Annotated in this window: 19 protein-coding genes; 6 read left to right on the top strand and 13 right to left on the bottom strand. The window is 48.0% G+C overall.

The genetic code is table 11. The annotated features are described in order from the left end of the window. Nucleotides 1-106: 106 nt before the first annotated feature. From ONB37_09890 to ONB37_09845, 10 genes are all read right to left on the bottom strand, one after another. A complete protein-coding gene (locus ONB37_09890; protein ID MDZ7400462.1) occupies nt 107-2092 on the bottom strand; it encodes a S9 family peptidase in 1986 nt (661 codons plus the stop codon). Nucleotides 2093-2267: 175 nt separating this feature from the next. Beyond that, on the bottom strand, nt 2268-4406 hold the full coding sequence (locus ONB37_09885) for a molybdopterin-dependent oxidoreductase (GenBank protein ID MDZ7400461.1): 2139 nt from the start codon (nt 4404-4406) through the stop codon (nt 2268-2270). Next, nucleotides 4403-4885, bottom strand: coding sequence for a (2Fe-2S)-binding protein (locus ONB37_09880; GenBank protein MDZ7400460.1), 483 nt, complete (start codon nt 4883-4885; stop codon nt 4403-4405). The genes ONB37_09885 and ONB37_09880 overlap by 4 nt, the downstream gene beginning before the upstream one ends. 225 nt (nt 4886-5110) lie before the next feature. Beyond that, entirely contained in the window at nt 5111-6376 is a 1266-nt protein-coding gene (locus tag ONB37_09875) for an NAD(P)/FAD-dependent oxidoreductase (protein MDZ7400459.1), read from the bottom strand. A gap of 1 nt (nt 6377) precedes the next feature. Continuing rightward, nucleotides 6378-7193, bottom strand: a complete 816-nt coding sequence (gene ygiD / locus ONB37_09870; GenBank protein ID MDZ7400458.1) for a 4,5-DOPA dioxygenase extradiol — start codon at nt 7191-7193, stop codon at nt 6378-6380. A gap of 43 nt (nt 7194-7236) precedes the next feature. Beyond that, complete coding sequence (locus tag ONB37_09865; protein MDZ7400457.1) at nt 7237-8577, bottom strand: amidohydrolase family protein; 1341 nt, start codon at nt 8575-8577, stop codon at nt 7237-7239. 94 nt (nt 8578-8671) lie between these two features. Then, on the bottom strand, nt 8672-10123 hold the full coding sequence (pyrC, locus tag ONB37_09860) for a dihydroorotase (GenBank protein MDZ7400456.1): 1452 nt from the start codon (nt 10121-10123) through the stop codon (nt 8672-8674). Nucleotides 10124-10276: 153 nt separating this feature from the next. Next, nucleotides 10277-11740 carry a pyridoxal-phosphate dependent enzyme gene (locus ONB37_09855; protein ID MDZ7400455.1) on the bottom strand — a complete coding sequence of 488 codons (1464 nt, stop codon included), beginning with the start codon at nt 11738-11740 and terminating at the stop codon, nt 10277-10279. A 45-nt stretch (nt 11741-11785) separates the two neighbouring features. Further along, on the bottom strand, nt 11786-12748 hold the full coding sequence (locus ONB37_09850) for an acetylxylan esterase (GenBank protein MDZ7400454.1): 963 nt from the start codon (nt 12746-12748) through the stop codon (nt 11786-11788). A gap of 63 nt (nt 12749-12811) precedes the next feature. Then, nucleotides 12812-13114, bottom strand: coding sequence for a Dabb family protein (locus ONB37_09845; protein MDZ7400453.1), 303 nt, complete (start codon nt 13112-13114; stop codon nt 12812-12814). A gap of 302 nt (nt 13115-13416) precedes the next feature. Between ONB37_09845 and ONB37_09840 the strand changes: the two genes are divergently transcribed. Beyond that, entirely contained in the window at nt 13417-14949 is a 1533-nt protein-coding gene (locus ONB37_09840; protein ID MDZ7400452.1) for a bifunctional metallophosphatase/5'-nucleotidase, read from the top strand. A 485-nt stretch (nt 14950-15434) separates the two neighbouring features. On the opposite strand, the gene ONB37_09835 is transcribed toward ONB37_09840, so the two are convergent. The 3 genes from ONB37_09835 to ONB37_09825 are packed head-to-tail and all read right to left on the bottom strand — an operon-like array spanning nt 15435 to nt 19417. After that, the gene (locus tag ONB37_09835) at nt 15435-16172 is read right to left on the bottom strand and encodes a hypothetical protein (GenBank protein ID MDZ7400451.1); all 738 of its coding nucleotides are present in this window, start codon (nt 16170-16172) and stop codon (nt 15435-15437) included. Next, nucleotides 16162-17976 carry a DUF4062 domain-containing protein gene (locus tag ONB37_09830; GenBank protein ID MDZ7400450.1) on the bottom strand — a complete coding sequence of 605 codons (1815 nt, stop codon included), beginning with the start codon at nt 17974-17976 and terminating at the stop codon, nt 16162-16164. The genes ONB37_09835 and ONB37_09830 overlap by 11 nt, the downstream gene beginning before the upstream one ends. 46 nt (nt 17977-18022) lie before the next feature. After that, a complete protein-coding gene (locus ONB37_09825) occupies nt 18023-19417 on the bottom strand; it encodes an MFS transporter (protein MDZ7400449.1) in 1395 nt (464 codons plus the stop codon). Nucleotides 19418-19944: 527 nt separating this feature from the next. Here ONB37_09825 and ONB37_09820 point away from each other — a divergent pair. From ONB37_09820 to ONB37_09800, 5 genes are all read left to right on the top strand, one after another. After that, the gene (locus ONB37_09820; protein MDZ7400448.1) at nt 19945-20244 is read left to right on the top strand and encodes a TIGR04076 family protein; all 300 of its coding nucleotides are present in this window, start codon (nt 19945-19947) and stop codon (nt 20242-20244) included. After that, on the top strand, nt 20241-21266 hold the full coding sequence (locus ONB37_09815) for an AIR synthase family protein (GenBank protein ID MDZ7400447.1): 1026 nt from the start codon (nt 20241-20243) through the stop codon (nt 21264-21266). Before ONB37_09820 ends, ONB37_09815 begins: the two co-directional genes overlap by 4 nt. Nucleotides 21267-21410: 144 nt before the next feature. Beyond that, nucleotides 21411-22073 carry an N-acetylmuramoyl-L-alanine amidase gene (locus tag ONB37_09810; GenBank protein MDZ7400446.1) on the top strand — a complete coding sequence of 221 codons (663 nt, stop codon included), beginning with the start codon at nt 21411-21413 and terminating at the stop codon, nt 22071-22073. Nucleotides 22074-22404: 331 nt separating this feature from the next. After that, nucleotides 22405-22809: a nucleotidyltransferase substrate binding protein gene (locus tag ONB37_09805; GenBank protein ID MDZ7400445.1), complete on the top strand. Its 405-nt coding sequence runs from the start codon at nt 22405-22407 to the stop codon at nt 22807-22809. Then, entirely contained in the window at nt 22806-23135 is a 330-nt protein-coding gene (locus ONB37_09800) for a nucleotidyltransferase domain-containing protein (GenBank protein MDZ7400444.1), read from the top strand. The genes ONB37_09805 and ONB37_09800 overlap by 4 nt, the downstream gene beginning before the upstream one ends. The last annotated feature ends 67 nt before the right edge of the window (nt 23136-23202 follow it).

The raw sequence follows: 23202 nt of genomic DNA, 5'->3' as shown, positions 1-23202 counted from the left end.
AAACAAGCTGATAGACACCTTCAATAAAAGACACGATCGAAGAGTCTCACGATATTTTTGTCATCAGATTTATTTTTGATGATAGTTCCCCTATTCTATTTTATAGCTAATTCGCGAGATATTTTTGCCACCAAGCTAGCTTCATGCGCAGTGCCGCTTCGATATGATTAGGCTGTTCGAACACATGGGGCTCGTTAGGAAAGCGGGCCATCATGGCTGGCACACCCATCTTTTTCAGGGCGGTAAATAATTGTTCGCCCTCAGTGATATGGCAGCGCCAATCCGCTTCGCCGTGCAAAATTAATGTTGGCGTTTTAAAATTGGCCGCATGGTTGAGCGGGCTATTTTTTTCGTAAATCTCCCGAACTTCTGGGGTATATGGTGGACCACCGAAATCCCATTCCGGAAAGAATTGCTCATCCGTGGTACCGTAAAATGAGAACATATTCACAAACGGCGCCATGGGAATGGCTGCTTTAAACCGATCGGTATGCCCGATGATCCAGGTGGTCATCCAACCGCCGAACGATAAGCCAGTAACCCCCATTCGGTTCTCATCCACAAAACCGAGCGAGACCATGTAGTCGACCCCAGCCATAATGTCCCGGTAACAACTGCCACCATAGTCCTTATTAATCTCATCGGTAAAAGCCTGTCCATAACCGAAGCTGCCTCGGGGATTGCAATAGAACACAATATAACCGTTGGCGGCTGTGAGCTGAAATTCGAAGTCAAATTGATTGCTGTACATCAACTGGGGTCCACCATGGATGTTTAAAATCAGCGGATATTTTTTTGTTGGATCGAAATCAGGTGGAGTGAGATACCATCCTTGAATCGGTGTGTCCCCATCGCCTGCGAAGTTAACAGTAACCGCATCGACCAGTGCGACCTGCTCCAGCAGTTTTTCGTTAACGCTGGAGATTCGTTTTGCGGTCTTTTGACGATAAGGTACCACATAGATTTCCTCAGGCATGTTCACCTTGCTTTTAGCTAACGCCAGAAATTTGCCATCGCGCGAGATATCCCACTGCCGGATACGCTGACGCGCTTCTACGATTGGTTCGACGCGATCGCCACTGCGCGGCACCGCATAAAGATTATAGTTGCCCCGGTCGCCAGCCAGGAACAAAATTTCCTTCCCATTGGGATGCCAGGCCAGTTGATAGATGACTTGATCGAACATCTCAGTGAGGTTTCGGATCGTTCCTTTTTTGAGATCCTTCACCATAATGTCATAATTGTCCGATTCGTAATTATAGCGAAAGGTCGATCGCCAGGCGAGATATTTGCCATCTGGCGACCAGGAAGGCGAATAATCTGGACCAGCATTTTCGAACGCTTTTTCGACTTTCCCGGTCTCAACATCCAAAATCCAGATATCCGTGTCGATATTATTCTCTCGATCTTCGGTCCGGTTGGAAACAAAGGCGATAGATTTGCCATCGGGCGAAAAACTGAGCTCGCTATCGAACCAGTCCCCATCGGTGAGCTGGCGAACCGCCTTGGTGGTCAGGTCGAGGATGAAAATATGCGAGCGCCAGCCTTCGTCATAGCGATTGTCATCGTACCACCAACGATACCGCAGGTGCGTATAAAGCTTGATGTCATATAAACCTTTTGGATTTCTGCCCTCAAATCGGGTTTCAGAGAGAAAAGCGATCTTCTTGCCATCGGGCGACCAAACTGGGCTCCAGGCACCTTGCGGCAGATCGGTCAGTCGCTGGGCTTCGCGGGTCAAAAGGTTCATTAGCCAAAGCTGCGAACCAGACTCGGCGTTGGAGACATAAACCATTGCTCGGCCATCGAGCGACCAAACAGGCGAATGGTTCGAGCTGCCCTTAGTGGTCACCTGTTCCGCTGTCCCGCCAGCCGATGCTACCATCCAGATCTGGTTCCGATGACTATTGGAGGCAGAATCCATCTCGCTGATCACATAAAGAATCCATTTTCCATCTGGAGAAATTCGGGGCGTCTTGGCTGTCTTGATGAGATAAAAATCAGCCATAGATAATGGACGCTTGGCAGGGAATATTGAAGAATTGCCTCCAATGAAAATGATAATGGTAATAATCAGCAATTTTCTTATCATCCTGTCCCTCCGAGTTCTATTCGTACAAACTATTCTACAACACAGTGATCCATCGGCTTCAGAATAGACGACCGCATTGGGTTTAATCTGCTTTCTCCCAAAAGCTAATTCCTACTCAAAAAATCCTTATCTAATAGGTCTAGGTTGCACCAAAACGTGGATTATGCCAATTACCTCATGATTTCATCGCTGCTTTAATCCGCTGTGGCGTCATGGGCAATTGAAATAATCGGACACCGATGGCATCGTAAATTGCGTTTGCGATGACGCCGCCCATGCAAATGATGGCTGGCTCGCCACCGCCCTGGGGCGCAGCTTCGCGATCCTCGATTAAAACCGTCTCGATCTTCGGCAGCCAGGAAAAGCGCGGCAGCTCGTAGGTATCAAAATTGGTGTCGAATATCTGCCCACCATTGAAATGGATCTCTTCGGCCAGCGCATAACCCAGCCCCATCATAATGCAGCCTTCTACCTGCAAGGTGGCACCGGCCGGGTTGACCACCAATCCCATGTCCTGAGCGCAGACCACACGTTTCACCTGAACCTGACCAGTGGTTTTGTTCACTTCAACCTCTGCGATCAGCGCAACATAGGTGCCAGCATCAATGCCCAAAGCCACACCAATTCCTCGGCCACTGGGCAATTTGGCTGGTTGGTAGCCGAATCGTTCGGCTGCAGCTTTGAGGACCCGGACCATCTTTTCATCCCTCAAATATTTGAGCCGATATTCCACGGGATCCATGCCTGCTTTTTCGGCCATCATATCGATGTGCGACTCGCGGGCAAAGGTATTGGTGTTGTTGCCTGGTGCTCGCCATGGACCCGTCACGAAATGGGCTGGCTCTGGTCCGATTCCGTTGTATTCCAGGGTTCGATGATGGGGAATTCGATAGAAATGTTGCGATCCGCGACGGCCCGCAAAATAGACATTGTAATCCCAGAAAACTGGAGCACCTTCGCTGGAAAGGCCAGATTTGATTTTCACCACTGCGGCGGGTCGAAACGCATCGTAAAAGAACTCTTCAAAACGGCTCCAGGCCACCTGCACTGGTTTGCCTGCCCGACGCGCCAATCTCGCCGCTTCCACAGCTTGAAGATTCCGGTTCTTACCGCCAAAGCCTCCTCCAACGAACGGCGTGATCACTCGAACGTTCTCAGGCGCAATGCCCAACGCTTCAGCCACTTCGTTTTTCACAGTAAACGGCCCTTGGGTTGAGACCCAGAGCGTCACTTTTTCGCCATCGAATTTCGCAACCGCGGCGTGGGGCTCCATGGGAGAATGGGAGATATAGCTGTTCAAGTATGTGGCTTCGATGGTAATTGCTGCTTCCCGCTCTCCCGTCTCGATTGTGCCATCTTGCTCAACTACCCGCGCTTCCCCAGCCACTTGAAGCAAATGGTCAAAAATATTTTGGTCATTCACCTTTGGCTCTGGAATATCATATTCGGCTTTGATCTTTTTCAGGGCTCGTTCCGCGATGTCAGGATACTTGTGGAGCACAGCGATCAGATCGCCGTCCCGGACGATCTGGACCCCTTCAATTGTTTCAGCCTCAGTCGTATCGAGCTGCTTTAAAGTTGCCCAATGAGCCGGCGGCCGCAGGATTTTAGCATACAACATGTCAGGCAATTGAATATCCGCGGCAAATTTGGCTTCTCCGGTCACTTTGAGTCGGGCATCGGTCCGCAAAACAGATTGGCCTACGATTTTAAACTCGGATGGTTTTTTAACCGAAGGCTTTGGATCCAAATGCCGCTCAATCACTTTGCCCGCAGTCAATTGGCCATAGCTGATGCGATTCGCTGGATTCGCAACATCGAAAATTAGCCCATCCTTCACCTGGAGTTGCTCGATCGGTCGGTTCCATTGTTGTGCAGCCATGTGGATCAATATCGCCCGTGCCTCGGCAGCAGCCTGCCTCAGGAACGGGCTGAACTGGCGCGTGCTCAGCGAACCGAACGTGCCCATATCCCAGGGGCAGCGATCGGTATCGCCCATCACCATATCGACGCGATCCAGCGGCACGTCAAGCTCATCGGCCAATTGCATAGCCAGCGAGGTGATCACACCTTGTCCCATTTCAACTTTTCCCACCAAGCATGTAACTCGGTTATCCGCGCCGATGATGAGATAGGCATTGAAATCCGTGGGATACCACTGGCGTGGGCGCTGTTGCGCAAGCAATGAGCCGTCACCGATAGCGAAGAACACAATCAAGCCGCCACCGAAGCGCTTTAAAAATGCGCGTCGGTCAATGGGTCGGCCGATGAGTCCTTCATAAAAATCTTGCTCCATTTGATCGATTGGCTTCATCTCCGCTTACCTCCTTTCATCTGGGCTGCCGCGTCTAAAATGGCTTCCACGATCCGAGGATGGGCGCCACAGCGGCACAAATTATCCTCCATTCCGGCTTTGATCTGTTCAACTGAAAGCTTATTATTCTTCCTAAGCAGGCTATAAGCATTGAGAATCATCCCTGGCGTGCAAAATCCACATTGCATCGCATCGTGTTTCATAAACGCCTCTTGCAGGGGATGCAGCTTGCCGTTTCTCGCCAGCCCTTCGATGGTGATCACTTCCCTACCCTGCACCGCCTTGACTGGGGTCTGACAAGAACGAACCGCTTGACCATCAACCAATACGGTGCAGCTCCCGCAAAAGCCTTCACCACAACCGTATTTGGCCCCAGTCAGACCAAAATCGGTCCGCAACACCCACAAGAGCATTCGGTCGCCATCGACTGTAATGCTGACTGGTCTGCGGTTCAATTTGAATTTGATGATCTGTTCCATTTAACCCTCCATTTTAACTTAATAATTGATTGACAACGAAGCAGGCATCTCCAAACCATTTTGCAGCTCGATTCAGGTGATTTTCGTAGCTGCGCAGATGCCAAAGGTTTTGATTGCTATAATATAATCCGCCAGCATTAAAACAGGCTGATACCAGGATCGGATTTTCGCCGCTCCGTCGCCAACGTTGTCTGATCTCCGCCGCCCCAATGCGGATATTAAAATTCAATACCTTGCTTTTAACCCAGCGGCCGATCTTCCTGCCAACCAGCCAGTGGAAAACGCGGCCTGCAAATTATAACCACCAGTGTCTGCATCGATATCCAATACCTCTCCGGCGAAGTAAAGCCCCTTAACCAATCGAGATTCCATGGTCCTTGGATCAACCTGCTTAACATCCACGCCGCCAGCGGTAATGATCGCCTCATTCCAATCCCGATGACCAGAGATCGGAAGCTGAAAATTTTTGAGCCAACGGCCAAGCCGCTTGCGCTCCTCCGAAGTGATTTGATGCCCTGGCTTATTCGGATCGATTTGGACCAATTTCGCGCATACCGATATCAATCTCTGAGGCAGCAGGGCTTTGAGCAAATTATCAAACTTTCGCTTGCCATGCTGCTCGATGTCTCTCAATAACCGCAAGTCCAACTTTTGTTCATCTAAAGCGGGCTTGAGATCGATGGAGAGCGCCACAGACTGCCCAGCGCGCAACGCATCGACACAATATTTGCTGATCTCGAGCACGATGGGTCCTGAGACGCCAAAATGGGTGAACAACATTTCTCCGAATGCCTCTGTCGTCTTCTTGCCATCGATCAGGACTTTCAATCCCACATTCCGCAAGCTCAATCCCTGTAATTGGCTGGCGATATCGCCAGCAGTCTCCAACGGCACTAAGGAAGGACGGACCGGCACGACGCGGTGTCCGACCGATTGAGCCAGTTGATAACCATCCCCAGTCGAGCCAGTAGCTGGATATGATGCGCCCCCCGTGGCAACGATCACCCGGTCGGCCCGAATTATTTGATCACCAAAGGATGGTGACTGAGCGGTAACACCGGTAATCTCTCCGCATTCAACCATCAACTTTTTGGCAGCATAATTGGTTAGGACTTTTGCCCGCTCAATTACCCAATCGCCCAATACGCGAACCACTTCACTGGCCCGATTGGTGGCTGGGAAAACACGACCGCCGCGTTCGATAATTGTCTCAAGTCCCAAATTCTCGAGGAAAGCGATCAAATCCTCGCTGAAAAATCGCGCAAACGCCTGATGGAGAAATTGGCCATTCTGCCCAAAGTGGCGGATAAATTCGGGTACCGGCGCAATGTTGGTGAGATTACAGCGCCCTTTTCCTGTGATGCGCAATTTCAGGCCGATGCGGGGCATTTTTTCCAGAACTAGGACATCAGCACCAAGCTCCCCTGCCTGTCCTGCAGCCATCAAACCAGCAGCCCCTGCACCGACCACGATCACTCTCGTTCTTGACAGACTATCCAATTCTCACCCCACGCATCGAAATCGACCCAAATGTCACTTTTTCGGCAAAAAAGGAAATTGGCTCATCCGCATCCTGAACAGCCAGCACGTAGAGCAATGGGAGAAAATGCTCGTTAGTTGGGATCGCCAACTGCGCTGCCCGACCGAATTGCTGATAATTGACAATTGCCTCGTGATCCCTAACCTCAATGAGACGTTTCAGAATGAGATCGAACTCAGCAGCCCAATCAAAAGCCATATCTTGCCATCGCATGATCCCCAAATTGTGCACCATGTTGCCGCTGCCAATGATCAGCACACCCTCATCGCGCAAAGGTCTCAACGATTTGCCCAATTGATAGTGAACCGTCGGTGGCATTGTCCGATTCAAGCTTAATTGCACCACTGGGATATTCGCGCTCGGAAACAACCGCATCAGCACTGACCACGTTCCATGATCTAAGCCCCACTGGAAATCGAACTCCACCAGAACCGGATCGAGTGCCTGACGAATCCGTTCGGCTAACTGAGGTGAACCTGACGCTGGATAGCGCTGCCGATATAGCTTAGCCGGAAAACCATAGAAATCGTGAATGGTTCTCGGCGCATCCATCGCAGTCACTTGGGTCCCGAGCGTCTCCCAGTGCGCAGAAATACAAAGGATCGCCTTCGGCTGCGGCAGTTTCTTGCCCAATTCGATCCATGCCCGACTAAATTCGTTTTCTTCGATGGCGTTCATTGGGCTGCCATGACCGACAAAAAGCGCAGACGTTGGCTCCTTTTCGGTGCCAAATTTATTTGCTGAATGAGAGTCCCAGTATTTTTCCATTAAGTCCACATAAATTATTTTTGGCTCAAATGCAAATATTCGGTCAAATTCCTTTGCAAAACCGATCGAATAGACGCTCGCCTTGCTTATAGCTGGCTGCTCGGGCTTCTTCTTCGCCAGGGATCATCTTGTCTTTCATCAAAAATCGTGCTTTTTGAATCACTGAATGGATTGGCGCTTCCAGCATTCCGTAGATAAAATGGCCCCAGAAGTTTTCTGCACAGATCGGCGCAGGCGGGATATAATCCCAGACGATCAAATCCGCGCGATCGCCAGGGTTGAGCGTGGGAAAATCAGCAAAATAATGGTGCACGAAATCCAACTGATCGAAAAAGCACTTCTGGAACCAACGGAACGAGTCTTCCACCCCATTGCCCTGATGCCGATAGAGCAAGAAAAGCTGTTTCAAGGATCGAGAAATATTGGCGTGCATGCCATCTGTGCCCACGAGAATCGGAATTGGAGCTGGCGCGCGATTGAACGCTGGCAAGCCAACCGCATTATTCAAATTGGAATCAAGGTTATAGGCGATGGCGCTGCCAGCCTCGGCAATAGTCGCATAATCCGCTCCAGTGAGGTGGATGCCATGAGCCAGAATCGATTTTTTATTGAGCAGGTGAAATTTTTTGAGCCGATGCACTGGCAGATCATGATATTGTTCCGCACTCTTGGAGCGATCGATCGGGTCCTCACAGAGATGAATGTGGATTCCTGTATTGTATGTCTTAAGCAGTTCCTTGGCACGATTCAACGTATCGTCTTCTAACGTGAACGATGCATGCAGCCCAAGCATCGCTTTCACATCGTTGCTCACCTCATGCTCATAAAAATCGGCGAATTCATCCAGCCCCTGTTGAGCGAGTTCAGGGCCGTTGCGGTCCGAGGTTTCGAACGCCAACACACCTCGCAGACCGTAGCGGACTAAAACCTGTTTGATGGCACGAAGGCTCCCTTGTGCGGCCAGAGGTGAAGCATGGTGGTCAAAAATATAGGTGACGCCCTGACGCAGCGAATCCATAATTCCGATTGTGGCGCTGGCTTCGATTAGCTCCAAATCCAGGACGCGATCCACCTGCCACCATAGGTGTCTGAGTTTGTCATAAAAAATGTCGGTCGAAGCTTGAATGGGCAGCCCCTTCGCCAACCTCGAATAAAAATGATCATGAAAATTGATCAACGGCACGGTAACGACGCGCCCCATAGCATCATACACATTTTCTTCAGGAGTGACCATCTGTTGAACGAAATTTTGGAAATCTGTGGGAATGAGTGCCTGAATTTTGCCATCGCTGAGGCGCAATTCTCCAAAGACCGGCTCAATCGTTCGCTGCTGAATCTGACATAACCAGGCATTTTTGATGGTAAGTTCGTATTTTGAGTTCATTCTTGGCTCAGGAATTTAGTTCGCTCTTTAAATCGAAATGCGAAAATCAATTGTCGGAATCAATATAAGTCATCCATCAATAGAGCCGCCTTGTTTATACTTGCTCACCATAGCCCAGAGCGACTTCCGAACGACCATTTCGATCGAAGACCAATTTTCCCCGCACAAAGGTGGCTTGGACGACCGCATTCAAAACGACGCTTTCGAACGGCGTATACTTGCCTTTGCTGTGCATATGCTCCGCTTTGACCACTTGGCTATCCCATAAATTGATCAGCGCAAAATCTGCGTCGCTCTCTGGGGATAAATCCCCTTTGGTATCCAATTCGAAGGTCTCGGCCACGTTGGTCGCAAGCAATTCGATTGTCCTCGCTAACGTCAATCGATCCTTTTTGAAACCTTCGCTGAACAAAAATGGCACTCGGTGCTCCACACCGGGGATTCCCCCATAAACCTCCCAAAAATTCCAGGATGATTTCTCATTGATGGGATCGCAGCCCGCGTGATCCGTCGTCACAAAGGCGATAGATCCATCTCCCAAACCAAGCCACAGAGCTGTGCGATCTTCATCCTTTTTCACCGGCGGCGCGGTCTTGAGGTAATTGGCGATCGAGTCATTCTTAAAGTCATCCTCGGTGAAATAGAGATAATGCGGACAGGTTTCAGCGGTGATATCCACGCCCTTTGACTGTGCGAGTACGATCTGCTCCAGCGCTAATTTCGAACTTAAATGAACAATATGAACCCGGCACCCGGTTCGTTTCGCTATCTGAATGAGCTGTCTTACCGCTTTGGCCTCAGCAATATCATCGCGAGCCTCGCAATAGGCCTGCCAGGTATTTAAATTTTTGCGTTCGAAAGCCTGCTGTCGCTGTTGAACTAACGCCTTATCCTCCGCATGGACCGCTAAAATTGCACCCCTATCCCCTAAGATACTTGCAATTATCTCCATCTGGCGGAGGGTCAAATCGGTGAATGTCTCCATACCAGAGATTAGGTATGCTTTGAAGCCAACCACGCCGCGCTCGAATAACTCCTCGATTTGCTGAAGGATGCGCGAAGGGCTTGGGAAATCACGGCCTGAGATGCCGCCCCATAAACCGAAATCCACCCAACTTTGATCTTTGATCGCCTCAAGCTTCAATTCCAAATTTTTCGCTGAGGTGACCGGGGGGATTGAAGTGCAGGGCATGTCAAGTACGGTCGTCACGCCCCCACAAGCAGCAGCCAGCGAACCGTGTGCAAAATCATCACGATGCTCGAACCCTGGGGTGTTGAAATGAACATGGGCATCTATGGCTCCAGGCATGAGCAACAGAAATTCAGCATCATAACTCGGAATGTCTTCATTGGCCGCTCCGACTGGGAAATTGTGCTTGAAGCGCTCCCATCGCTTCTTGGTCGCGATTTCGCGCCACTCGATGGGCCAATCGGTTCTCGGGATAACCTGTTCGATCTGATCGGCAAAAACCACATCGACCAATCTCAAGTCATTGCCACCCAAGCTGATCAGTGCATTTTTTATCATCCTTGTTCGTGTTTTCATCTGCTAAATATCCTGCAAGATAAAAAATGATCAGCTCAAATTTCCTTGAGATAGATAAATCTGCTCCATCGAATCCTCTGATTTTAGCACGGATTCCCAAATTAGAAAAATAGCTATTCTGCACATCTTCGAAAAACGGGAAGGGATAAAATCCTAGCATGACCGCACTTTCGCATTGAAGTTTTCGATCAATTGATCCCAGAGCGGGACAGTGGAAAATCGTTTCTCCCAGTAATCCTCATCGTACCACTGGGCATTTAGCTCCTCCACATCTTTGCCCTGCTGTTCCACCCAGGTGAAATATTTGAGATGGTGAATGGTCTTTTTTTCATAATACGTCAGCTCTTTGATAAAATCGATTCCCTGTCCTTTGATCACGCAATTCCAATCTATTTCCGCTTGCTGCATGGTGTAGCTGCCACGAGCAGCAGTTAGCTCCTGCAAGCGGGAGCGATACATGTCCACCGAGTCGGTGAACACCGTAAAGATCACGTCATTGGCATTGAATTCATAATATTTGGCCAATTTGATGCTGCTGAGCAAATTGGCGATTGAGGAAATCCCCAATAAGGGCAGGTTTTGAATCGTTTGTTGATCCACGCCTAAGTGGGTCAGCCATTGCTGTCCGGCTGGTTCATTGAATAGCCGCAGCACCCGAAGTGGATGGTCATCATCAATCGCACAAACCAGATCGAGATTTTTGATGTTATGGATCCAGGGCACATGTTTGTCCCCGATCCCCTCGATCCGATGGGCGCCGAAGCCGTTCATCAACAAAGTAGGACATTGGAGCGCTTCCGCCGCCAATATTTTGATCGAAGAGAATTTGCGGCGCAAATAATCCCCTGCAGCAATTGTTCCAGCCGATCCGGTCGCGCTCACAAATCCAGCCAGCCGTTGGTTTGGAGATTTTATCTGATCAAATACTTGTTCGATCGCATACCCCGTGATCTCATAATGCCAGATCGCATTGCCAAATTGATCAAACTGATTGAAGATGAAATATGCATCGCTTTTCGCTGCCAGCTCATGGCATCTGTCGTAGATCTCCTTCACGTTGCTCTCGCATCCGGGCGTAGCATAAATCTCTGCCCCCAAATCTCTCAACCAATCGAACCGTTCTTGGCTCATTTGCTCTGGCAAAATGGCTACTGCATGGACGGAAAGCAATCGGGAATTAAAAACGCCGCCGCGGCAATAATTGCCAGTCGATGGCCATACCGCTTTGTGATAATCAGGATTAAAGCGGCCAGTGACAAGATAGGGCACCAAACAGCCGAAGGTTGCCCCGACTTTATGCGCCCCAGTGGGAAAATGCTTCCCCACCAGCCCGATAATTCTCGGTGGTACGCCAGTAATCGCCTGAGGGATTTCAAAATAATTGTATCCTCCAATTCGTCCAGTGACTGGATCATTGCACCAATGGATGCGAAACAGGTTCAGCGGATGCAGAGCATGAAGGTCAATGGCTTCGAGTTGCTGCTGGATGGTCTCTGGAATTTGGTTCGGATGCCTAAGTTGCTCAAAGGTCGGCAAAATGATGTTCTGTTGTCGACATCTTTGGATTGTCCTTTGAAGGTAATCGTGGTTCGCGATTGACCAGTCCCAATGATCCATGTTCGTTCTCTGCGATTTAGGTCCAAAAGTTAAGAATACCTTGGATTACAATTTGGCCATGAACTGGAACACGCGATCTTGATGGCCAGGGAGGTTTTCATGACCGTAATCGGGATAAATGGCCAATGATTTTTTAGAAGTAATCTTGTTATAGGCGGCAAATTGAGTCGATGGCGGGCAGATGGTATCCATCAAACCGATGCCCCAGAATACTTCGGCATGGATTCGAGGGCAGAGGTGCTGAACATCGATGTAGCCCAAACGGGTGAAGATCTCCCGTTCGCGAGCGTGCAGCGGATCGAACCGGCGAAAATAGTCCCGCAGCTCCTCGTAAGCATGCTCGGCCAGATCGATCTCCCATGTGCGTTGGTAATCGCACAGGAACGGAAATACTGGAGCAGCGCATTTGATCATGGGTTCCAAAGCAGCACAAGCTAAAGCCAATGCACCGCCCTGACTGGCACCCATAACGCCGATCCGGTCTGGATCGACATCAGGCATGTTCATGACGACCCGTGCCAACTGGACGGTATCGAGAAATATCTGCCGGTACAGCATCTTCTTTGGTTCATCATCCAGCCCTCGGATAATATGCCCTTTGAGCGTATTGCCCTTTACCGCCCCGCGATCCTCAGACTGCCCTCCCTGCCCCCGACAATCCATCGCTGCGACCGTAAATCCCTGCGCCACATAGCCCAGCTTATCGAACCAATCACCAGCGTTCCCCGCGTAGCCATGGAACATCAACACCACAGGATGGGGCATCTTGGCCTTACGGGGACGAATCAACTTAGCATGAATTCGAGCTCCCTCTGTACTGGTGAAATACAGATCCAGACATTCTGCAAATTCAGTCTGAAAATCCGAGGCGACTAATTCTACTTTGGGATCGATCGACTTCACCTCATTCACCCCATCATCCCAGAACCGATCAAAATCAGCCGGGCGTGGGTTCTTTCCCTCATAACTATAAAGCTGTTCCAGCGGCATGTCGAACATCAGGGGCATAAGCAGCTCCGCGTATAAAATTGAATTATTCAGATCAGCATTCTCGAACACCAATATCGCGTGTCAAATTTCATAATCGACAACTATTTTATCACGACGAAGGTTTTGAATTTTATTTTTGAATTGAATATGTTCTGGATGGGCTTGATAATTTTCGAGCGCCTGGCGATCTTTAAACTCGGTATAGAGCACTACATCATAAGCGTCTTCAGAAGCTTTGAAATTGATCCCGACCTCCAAGTATTGGACATCAGCAATTTTGTCTTTCAATTGCTCGAGCCATTGTTTCATCAAATGGGTGTTTTCCGCTTTAGAACGCCCCTCCGCAAAGTCATGCAGCTTCCACATCACAATATGCTTCACCATCGTGAGACTCCGTGACTCGATTTCGTTGAAAATTCTTCGAATGAAAAAACGAACATTTCATGATCAAATTGCCAACGATCCCGAACTAGTTACTGATCCATTCCGAATATCAATCCCCTACCCTCTGTGGAACAAATTTCCTTACTCGAGACATTGAAATAAGGTGGATAGAAAATACTAAATTCTTTTCATATTGTCAACCACATTTCTGAAAATATTTTGCTTGATTTTGGGATCGGAAATACCTAAATTCGTCCACAAAAATTCGGGAACAATCAACCATTCAATTTGAGGAATTATTTATGCGAAATATGACCATCGGATTGCTCTTGTTAATCACGCTTCTGGGGTGTGGAACCAGCAAGGTTTATCCTCCAGCAGCTCCTCACACGGATGCAATTACCATTCTCCATGTGAATGACATGCATGGCGCCTTTTTACCAGTGACCATAAAAGACCGAGATGGAAATCGAGAGCGCAAATTAGGTGGCGTGCTGGCGCTGAACCACTATATTAAAACAATCCGCAACGAAAATCATCCTACGCTTTTGCTCAATGCTGGCGATTTCATGACCGGATCGCCGATCTGTGATATTGAATATGAAGGCGCTTTTGGCGGTGCGTTAGTGAAATTTTTCAATGATATCGGATTTGATGGTCTGACGCCTGGAAACCATGAGTTCGATATTTCAGTAGACAATGCTCAGAAGCTATTTGATCTCTGCAATTTTCCGGTCTTTTCGGCCAATCTGTATCATGCCGATGGTCGACTGTTCACGAAAGAACCTTATCAGATTTATAGCAAGGGCAACCTGGCAGTTGGGGTTATTGGCACGATCGTCGATGATCTGCCCAATTATCTCAATCGACCGCAACGTGATCAATTGGTCGCCCGTCCCTCCGCCCCGATCGTCGATTCGCTTGCAAAAATTTTAGATCCGCTGACCGATTTGATTGTGGTGTTGAGCCATAATGGTTTGCAAGCGGATTCACTCCTGGCAGTGACGGTCGGCCCAGAAGTAGATGTGATCATCGGTGGGCATAGCCATCATTTGCTTCAGAAGCCTGCAATTGTCAACCGAAAAATCATTGTGCAAGCTGGAAGCCGCTGGCGGGATCTCGGCCGATTGGACCTCGTCGTGGCGGCCGATACGGTGTTCAGCTACAATTATCAAGTGATACCCTTGTGGAACGAGGGGATTGAGTCTGAGCCATCGCTGGAAGCAGAGGTCAAAAAATTTCAGCAAATGATCGATGAGCAGTATGGCAAGGTCATTGGGGAACTGGAAACTGACTGGCGCCGATCCAGCATTTCGGAGAGCAATATCGGCAATTTTGTGACCGATTGTATGCGCCAGTTCAGTCAGGCCGACTTTGCGCTGATCAACAGTGGAGGCATTCGCCAGGATCTGTCTGCTGGTCCGATTAAAAAGCTGGATATTAAAAATATTTTGCCGTTCAACAATTCGATCGTCAAGTTTCATGTGACCGGTAGACAGGTCTTAGAGATTTTGCGGACCAATGCCCAGGCTGCGGCCGAAGGGTCCAGCGGCATCCTTCAGGTATCGGGCCTATCATACGAGTGGAAATTGAATTCAGATGGCACAGTAACGATTTTCAATGCCAAAATTGGCGACCAGTCCATCGAGCTTGATAAAATTTATCTGGGGGCCACAGTCGATTTTGTCATCTCTAATGCGGATAAATATCTTGGATTTATTCCCAGCCAAGTGACCGATTTGATGATCCCATTGACCGACGTGGTGATGAAAGCAGTGGAGCAACAGAAGACGATCGATTCCAAGATCGAAAGAAGAATTTTGAGAAAGGATTGAGAGCTGATTCGGCTGAATCCTCTATCAATTGGCCACTTGAAAAAATCAGGAACGGAGCTTGTGCTGACAGACTAAAGATGAATCACCGATGTGCCCAAGCTCCGACCCTAATTTCTTTGCAAGCTGAGTTGCCTTGTCATTCCATAATTTGCAACGCCTCATCATTAATACTACAACGCTCAATCTGGGGAAACTAAAATCAAGAGAAAAACTTAATCCTCAGTACAAGCTCCTTCACCAAGCCAATCCAGGCTTGCAAATAGAAGTGAACAAATGCTGGTTACTCCTCCAGAGGCAGGAGTTCATTTTTAATGGATTGATAGAAAGATGCCTGCCTCTATAGGCATGACACTGATACCGCAAATTATTTGAATGGAACAGGAGTCTATAATCGAACTATTAGCTCGACTGGCACCGACGGGCGCAATTTCCGTTCTGGCAAAAAGTTTTCCTATCCACTTAGAGAAAAGCAACAAGAAAATCGCTCATCGGTTTCTGGACCAGATGTTCCATAGGCGACCGAACGTTTCCTCCAGCGCAAATCCCAATGGCTCGCCATCGGCAGTAGTCAAATCTGGTTCATTTTTAAATACTGCGTAAGGCACCCGAAACCCTTTGGCTTTGATGTATTCCGGATCATCCCGAGTCAACTTTTCCCAATCGTTGATCTTATAATAGAACTCCATCTTCTCATCTGGCAACGAATGGAATAAAATCGAATCTTCTTGCCCAGGTCGTTTCCGTGCGCGGTTCTTGCGAACAGATTCCTCATAAGAGACATCGATATAAAAGATCCCCGCCCGACTCAAAATATCATCGCTCAAATACGACAGCGCTTCACCGATGCCATTCTCTCCGCCACGCGCGAATTCGATGATCGCCGTATGGCTCTCATGATAATTTGGATCGTAGGCCAATTTTCTCGCATAAGAAACATTGATCTTCTCGATAAACAAATTCCAGATAAAATGGTCTTTGAAATAATACCTCTCATCCGTGAACAACCTTGGCCGGCCATGCTTGGTCAGAATATCGTCGATGACGAATGTGTCCCAGACGAACGGGAAATCGTCGATCTCGTCAAATTCGCCGATATGAAAGCGCCTTTTCCGGGTTGCCACATCGGTCTTTTTTAAATAATCGATCACTTCCGATTTACCTGCTGCTGGTCTGGCGGTCAAGATGATCACATCAAAAGTCGTTTTCTTGATTTTATCCGACATAAAATACCCTCCGTCCTATGAGCTGATTTTGACTATTGTAGAGCCGCACTTCGTTTCTTCCCCGATATTCTGAGCCATAGTTCTTCGCCGAATGAACGCGATAGCCGGCCTCGAGGTTGCGATCAACTTTCACATTAAATGTATGGTAGAGCGAATTGTTGGCGAACCATTTAAACACCACAACCTCTGCCCGAGGAGCTCGGACCTTGGCCCATGCGCAGACATTGCCGACGGGAAAATGATCTGCTTTCCCGATAGGATTCAGATCCACTACACTGCGACACACGACAAAGGCATCCTCCACTGAAATGCTGGCATATTCATCCATGAGCCCTTTGATCCGATCGATCTCGCTTTGCCCGAAAGCCCGCTCTGGGCTGTTCCGATGGCCGGCGATATAATCCTGCCAAAGCTTCGATTGTTCGGTAATTGTCACGGTATCCGAAGCTTGCATGGCTTTAATCTGTTCAAATCGAGCGACAGATTGGGACAGCTCGTCAATTTTCCGCTGCACTCCAGCGGCATCGATCTGGTTCCGATAGTTTCGAAGCACCGCCTGGTAACCGCTCAGCAAAGTTTTATCACTGACCTCGGGGTTGGCCCATTGCTGGTCCAGATGAATCAGATCAACTCGTGGCTTCAGCGAATCAGCAACGTTTCGAATTCCAGCATAGGGTACATATTCATATATTTTGTTTAAAACAAGCAAATCGTTTTGCAGTCGTTCTGGCGGAGTGAACCTCTGGCGCATGTCGCGCCGCACATCCCGGAGCAATCGCTCCAGATTGGATCGGAGTTCCTGGTTTTTAGGATCCAATTCGTATGCGAAGCTGAGACCGATGATCGCCTTCAAAGTGCCGGGGCTGGCGACATCATCGAAATTGATATTTTCACCCACCTTTTCTTCTGCCAGCCATTCTACCACATCCATCGGGTTGGTATTTTTAGCTGCCAGATATTTGACTCGGGCATTGAACCAGTTATAGCGGTAGGATAGAAATCCAATAAAGAAACCAATCAACAGAAACAATAAAGCTGGCCCCGCAACCCGCCTCAGCTTCCGCTTCAATTGTTTCCAGCGCGTATAACGATTGGCTATTTTCTCGTAATCGCCAACTGTCAAACTGCCAGTGAGCAACTCATTCGTCGCATGAACAAGCGATAGCTTGAGAGAGGAATCAAACGTCTTGAAATTGCTGGTAATGAGCCGAGAGCTGACTGCCAAAGCTTCATCGCTGAGACGTCCTTCCTCGTTGGCCGCGATCAGTTGGTCAATGATCTCCATTTGTTTTTGAGGAGGAACATTTTTCGTTTCATCGCGGGCATCATTTAAGGCCTTTTCTAAGTCTATTTCCAGATCGTGGGGCAGGGTCTTCAAGACCAAAAATTTTAAATCATCTTTGCTTCGAAAAAACTGGACATAATGGTCACGCTGAATCTTTCCTCGAAACTCCCGAAGCTTCTCGTTCTCTTCTCGAAATGCCTTGGGCCATCGTCTGGCCAGATCTTTATGCGGCATGAAAAAGAAGATCTTCTTTTTCTTTTTAACTGCCAGCTCGTACTCCAATTCAGTAATGGATTTATCATCGCCTTCGAAGATATGTCCATAACGAAAAGCATAGATTGCTACGACGATATCAGCTTCTCTGAGCCGTTTAAGACATTCCGGTTTTGGCGGTTCTGTTCCTTCGGGTGTAAAGTACTCCATCATAATTGGCTGATAGCCTCGAGAGATGATGGCATCGCGCACCGCCTCGCGATATTCCTTCAGATCCTCATAAGTAGAACTCACAAAAACTTTCATACTCCCTCCGCGAAATAAGTTTGAAAATTTTTGCTCTAAATGACCTTTAATGGCCAGCTTTTCGACCTTTTGGAAACGCGTGCCAGATGCTTAAGGCCAAAAGAAATCCAAAAATCGAAAATGGGATCAGAAACAAAGGCCAATAATGCCAGTTTCTTTCAGTCAGAAATCCCAACGAGACCGATTGAATGGCTGTCCCCAAATAAACCGCGCCATCGATCAATCCGACCGCCGTGGCCGCAGCCCGCCGGCCGCCAAAGTCCATGGTGGCAGTCCCAGATAACATGCCATGGGTGCCGATGACGCTAAATGAGATAACAGTCACCAGGATTGCGAGATAAAGCGGTTGATAGAGCACGAACGCCATGATAATGGTAGAAAGGATCATGGCGCCATAAAGGAGCGCAGCCACTGGCCCCCGACGAGAACCGAAAATCTTATCCGATAAGAAACCGGCCAGCATCCCTCCGCTGGCTCCAGCAATCATGAGCATCAACCCCCAATGAGCTTGCATGAAATCGGTAGGCCCTAATCCGAGCTCCTCCTTGGCGAAAATGTGGTACCAATGCATAATGCCCTGTCGCAGGACCCCAGTGCACATTTCGATGATCGCGACAATAATGATCACGCGATTGGTGAGAATGCGTGTTAAGATCTCTTTCAACTGGAACTTTTTGTCTTCTTCGCCTGATGAGGCATCATGAGTATCAAAATCTGCAAACCCAGCTTGGCCGGGACGATCTTTCAAAATGAAGCTCTCCAGGATAAAGAATAAATAGAGGATGATGGCAGGAACAAAGAAAATCCACCATGTTTGATCCACAGTGGCGTTGGTCGCACCAATGAGGCGGCGCAATCCTGCTTCGAGAAAGTTCAATTTGGCAGGCACATTGACCATGGTCGCACGAACGACCGCTTCGCTCCAGTCGAACGCGAAATAAAGCCCCAATGAGATCAGCACCCCGAAAATTCCGCCGAACACCCCCCGCTCTCGCACATGAAACCACGAAGCGTTGACCTTGACAATCGCCACAGCCCCAAAGCTCTGAAAGTACATATTTAGCATATAACAGATGGAAAAAACGATCAGCAGATTCAGCTTTACCTGCTGGGCAAGCAGCAAATAGAGAGTTAGCCCCATGAAGAGATTCATGGTAGCGGCGCCAAACGCGGAAATTAAGATCGCTTTTTTTCCCCCAATCCGGTCGGTTAAGGGACCATTCAACAAAAACGCAAACGCGTAGGTAAAGGTGCCAATGCCAAAGATCAATCCGAAATCGCTTTTGGACATTAAGTCGCCCAATGCATTTTTGGAGACCGTCAAATTGTAGCGAGCCATGTAAAGAAAGGCGTAGGTCAAACCCATAGGAAACCAATTTAGAAAACGGCGCAGACGAAATTCAGGAGAATGGTGCGGCTTAGCAAGCACAGTATCAGTCATCAAATCGCTCCCTCGTAATGATTTATTGAAATGCGAATTAAATTTTGCCTATTCCAAAGATCAGCGGATTTATGCGCATTGAGCAAAACATCAGCGGGGCTCAATTAATTGAAATTGGGAATGTCATTGGCTTTGAAGTAGCAGAGCCGATCGCTTGAGAAAACATCTTCAGGCGGCTCAACATGTTATCTCTCAGTTCAAACAAGGCAATTACTGAGTTTTGAAACCATTTCTTTTCACAAGAGTCTTTACTACATAAAAAATTTTTTCTACCTCTTCAAAAGTTCAGCTTATTATAACAAAACAGACATAAAAATGCAAGAACAAAATATTATTTATTTTTGATTGACAAACACGAATTATTTTGATATATTAACCAGTGTTTTTCGAAGCCATGATGGCATTGATATGAGAAATTAGCAGCAAAGAAAAAGTTGCCCAAATTAGAGAATAAAAAAGTTTAATTGACAAAGGTTTCCTCTCGAGTCGAGCGCACCGAATTAGATCAATTTTTTTGGAGCGATCCGATGGGATATGATCTCAAAATCACGATAAGGGATGTGCGAGGCTTTTGTCCAATTTATCATCCTGGAGATTGTTTCTGGTTAGAGCAGGGATATATTATCAATCCCGAAAAAGCCCGCCGGATTTGTCTTCATTCACTCGCTTCGCTCTTGCCGTATCATGTGGCGCTGTCCCATGGCGTTGCGCCAATAGCTATTGGTTTGAACAAGCGTGATGAAAATCGCGCTTACGTACAATGTCTGGACCCATGCGAATGGACGGGTGGCGGAACCGTGACATTTGAGGTGGAGATCCAATCATGATCGATCCGCAGGACGTTCTACCCGTTGGCAAATTAGCTCCGTCGTTCCTCTCGGAATTGCTGGAAAAATACACCATGGAAGACGAGACCGTGGTTGTTGGGCCTAAAGTTGGCATGGATGCCACGGTGATTGACCAAGGCGATTTTTATTTGATCGCGAAAACCGATCCCATCACTTTCGTAACCGAGAGTATCGGCCATTATGCGATTCATGTCAATGCCAACGATATCGCTTGCATGGGAGGAATTCCCCGATGGTTCCTCGCAACCGTCCTGCTGCCTGAGAAAAAGTCGGATAGACTCTTAGTTGAGAATATCTTTTCACAGCTTCAAACCGCGTGTCAGGAGCTGGATATCTTGTTTTGCGGGGGACACACCGAGATCACTTATGGCTTAGATCGTCCTATTATAGTCGGCCAGATGTTAGGGGTTGCAGAGAAAGGATCGCTGGTCACCGGCGAGAACGTCCGTCCCGGGGATGACGTGCTTTTAAGCAAAGGGATCGCCATCGAAGCCACCTCGATCATCGCTCGAGAAAAAGCTGAGCCGTTAACCCAGCTCTATTCTGCAGAATTGGTGGAAAAGTGCCGAAATTTCCTATATGATCCAGGGATCAGTGTGATCAAAGATGCAAAGCTGGCAGTTGAGATCGGCGGCGTCCATGCCATGCATGATCCCACCGAAGGCGGACTAGCCATGGGGCTCCACGAATTAGCGATCGCTACCGGCTTGGGACTTAAAATTTTCGAGCACGAGATCCTGATCCTGCCAGAATCCAAGCTGCTCTGCGATCAATATGATATTGATCCAATGGGAGCAATCGCTTCTGGGGCGCTGCTGATCGTCGTCGATCCGCACTTCACCAGCAAAATAATCGAAAATTTAAAAAAAAATCAGATCGAAATTCGAAACATCGGCAAAGTGATGCCAGTTGAATATGGTGTCAAGCTCGTTATCGACAACGATGAGATCGATCTACCCCTGTTTCATCAGGACGAGATCACCAAGCTATTTCAAGCGTGATGCGTGGACAGATGAACCAAAGAATCGTGGACTGGTGGCTTGATGATATGATGGAATTGAACAGGAAATAAAGATCGTTTTTAAATCTGATTATTTTTTGAATAAGACAGAATTAATTTGCCAACCGAACATAGGAGGCCAATAATGCAGATACAATGGATAGAGAGTCAATTTTTTGATCCCGGTAAAATTGAAAACGCCATGATCATCATTCATCATACCGGCAGCACCAATGGGATGATCAACAGCTTCGAGGGGACGATCAACTGGTTCAAGCCAGCGGTGTGGCGAACCACCAATCAGGCTTCGGCGCATTACATCATCGCTCGTGTCGAACGGCCGATCGTTCAGATGGTGCGGGATGAGGACACGGCCTGGCATGCCGGCAAAAGTAGCTGGGTCATTCGAGGTCAATTGCGCGAAAGTTTAAATCGATGGAGCATCGGCATTGAGCTGCAAGGGGATGGTCAAATCGTTCCTTATACAGCTTTTCAATACGAAGCGCTGATCTGGTTGGTCAGACAGAAGATGCGGCAATTTAATATCCCGATCGAACTGATTCGCGGCCATCAGGAAGTCTCTCCCTGGAAGCCAGACCCAGGCCCGTTGTTCGATTGGGATCGCTTTCGACGTGCGCTGACCTCTGTATCTGTCCCTGGCGCGGATATTCCTCCTGGCGAATATGAGGATGAGGATGGCGATGGCATCGTCTATATCGATGAAACCGATGATGTGTACATCCCAAGTGGCCGCGAGCGAGGGATATTAGGCAAATTGCTGGATTTCTTGGCTAGGCTGTTTAAATGATTTTTGCGGTGAAATCAGCTACAAAATCAGTGCTTCTATCCATGCAAAATCAGGCATTCAGAGCTAATTATGATCTTGAATGTACAAAAGCAGATGGGATGCCTGAATTCGCTGGCAGGCCAGGACGTCAAGCGCACATCGGATTCGATACATCATCAAATTTTTAGGACATAGCTTATCTCGAGGGCTAAACTTCCATCGGTTTACATTAATGGTGGAATGAAGCTTTGATAGCGATAAATAGTTCCTACATTTCTGGTCGACGCTTAAACGACTCAAATTGGGCTGATCATGCCATGAGTGGCATCTCTGTCAATGTCTGGATGAAAATATGAATCCAAAAGAAATGCGCTGGAAACAACGCTTTCAAAACTTCGCAAAAGCTTTTGAGCTTTTGGAGCGAACGGCACGTGTCCAACAACTATCAGAAATAGAGCGAGCTGGTTTGATTCAGTTTTTTGAAATTGCCTTCGAGCTCTCCTGGAAAACAATGAAAGATTATCTCGAATCGCTGGGTTTTTTGGTAAAAACGCCACGAGAGACGATCAAGCAAGCGTTCCAAATCGAGTTAATCTCCGACGGGGAGACCTGGCTGCGAGCATTAGAAGATCGCAATTTGACAACGCACATTTATGATGAAGCGTTCGCTTTGCAGATCGAACGGGTGATCAGAGAAAACTATCTGCCGATCATCAGGCAGCTTTATGACAAATTACAACCTGAGGCGCAGGGATGAGATTCGGACTGCGAGAACATGAGATCAAGCAGCTAACGCAAATTATCTTTTCTTTCCCAGAAGTCCAGGAGGCAATTATTTTCGGCTCGCGCGCGATGGGAAATTTTAAGAGCGGCTCAGATGTAGATATCGCTATCAGAGGCAAAAACATCACCCACGAAATTATTACTCAGATTCGATATCTTCTGAACGAAGAGACTCTGATGCCCTATTTTTTCGATGTGGTGGATTATGATCAGATAACAAATGAGGATTTAAAACAGCATATTGACCAATTTGGCAAGGAGCTTTTACCAAGCAAACCAGCGATCGATGTCTCGATCTGATCCTCGAATTTGCTGGCAAACTGAAAACCGAATACTTGAACGGTTCAGCGCGAATTTCAAATTCCAA

This window comes from candidate division KSB1 bacterium (assembly GCA_034506395.1).
Taxonomy (GTDB): domain Bacteria; phylum Zhuqueibacterota; class Zhuqueibacteria; order Thermofontimicrobiales; family Thermofontimicrobiaceae; genus Thermofontimicrobium.
Note: the sequence above shows the minus strand (reverse complement) of the source record. Positions and strands in the feature narration are given on the sequence as shown.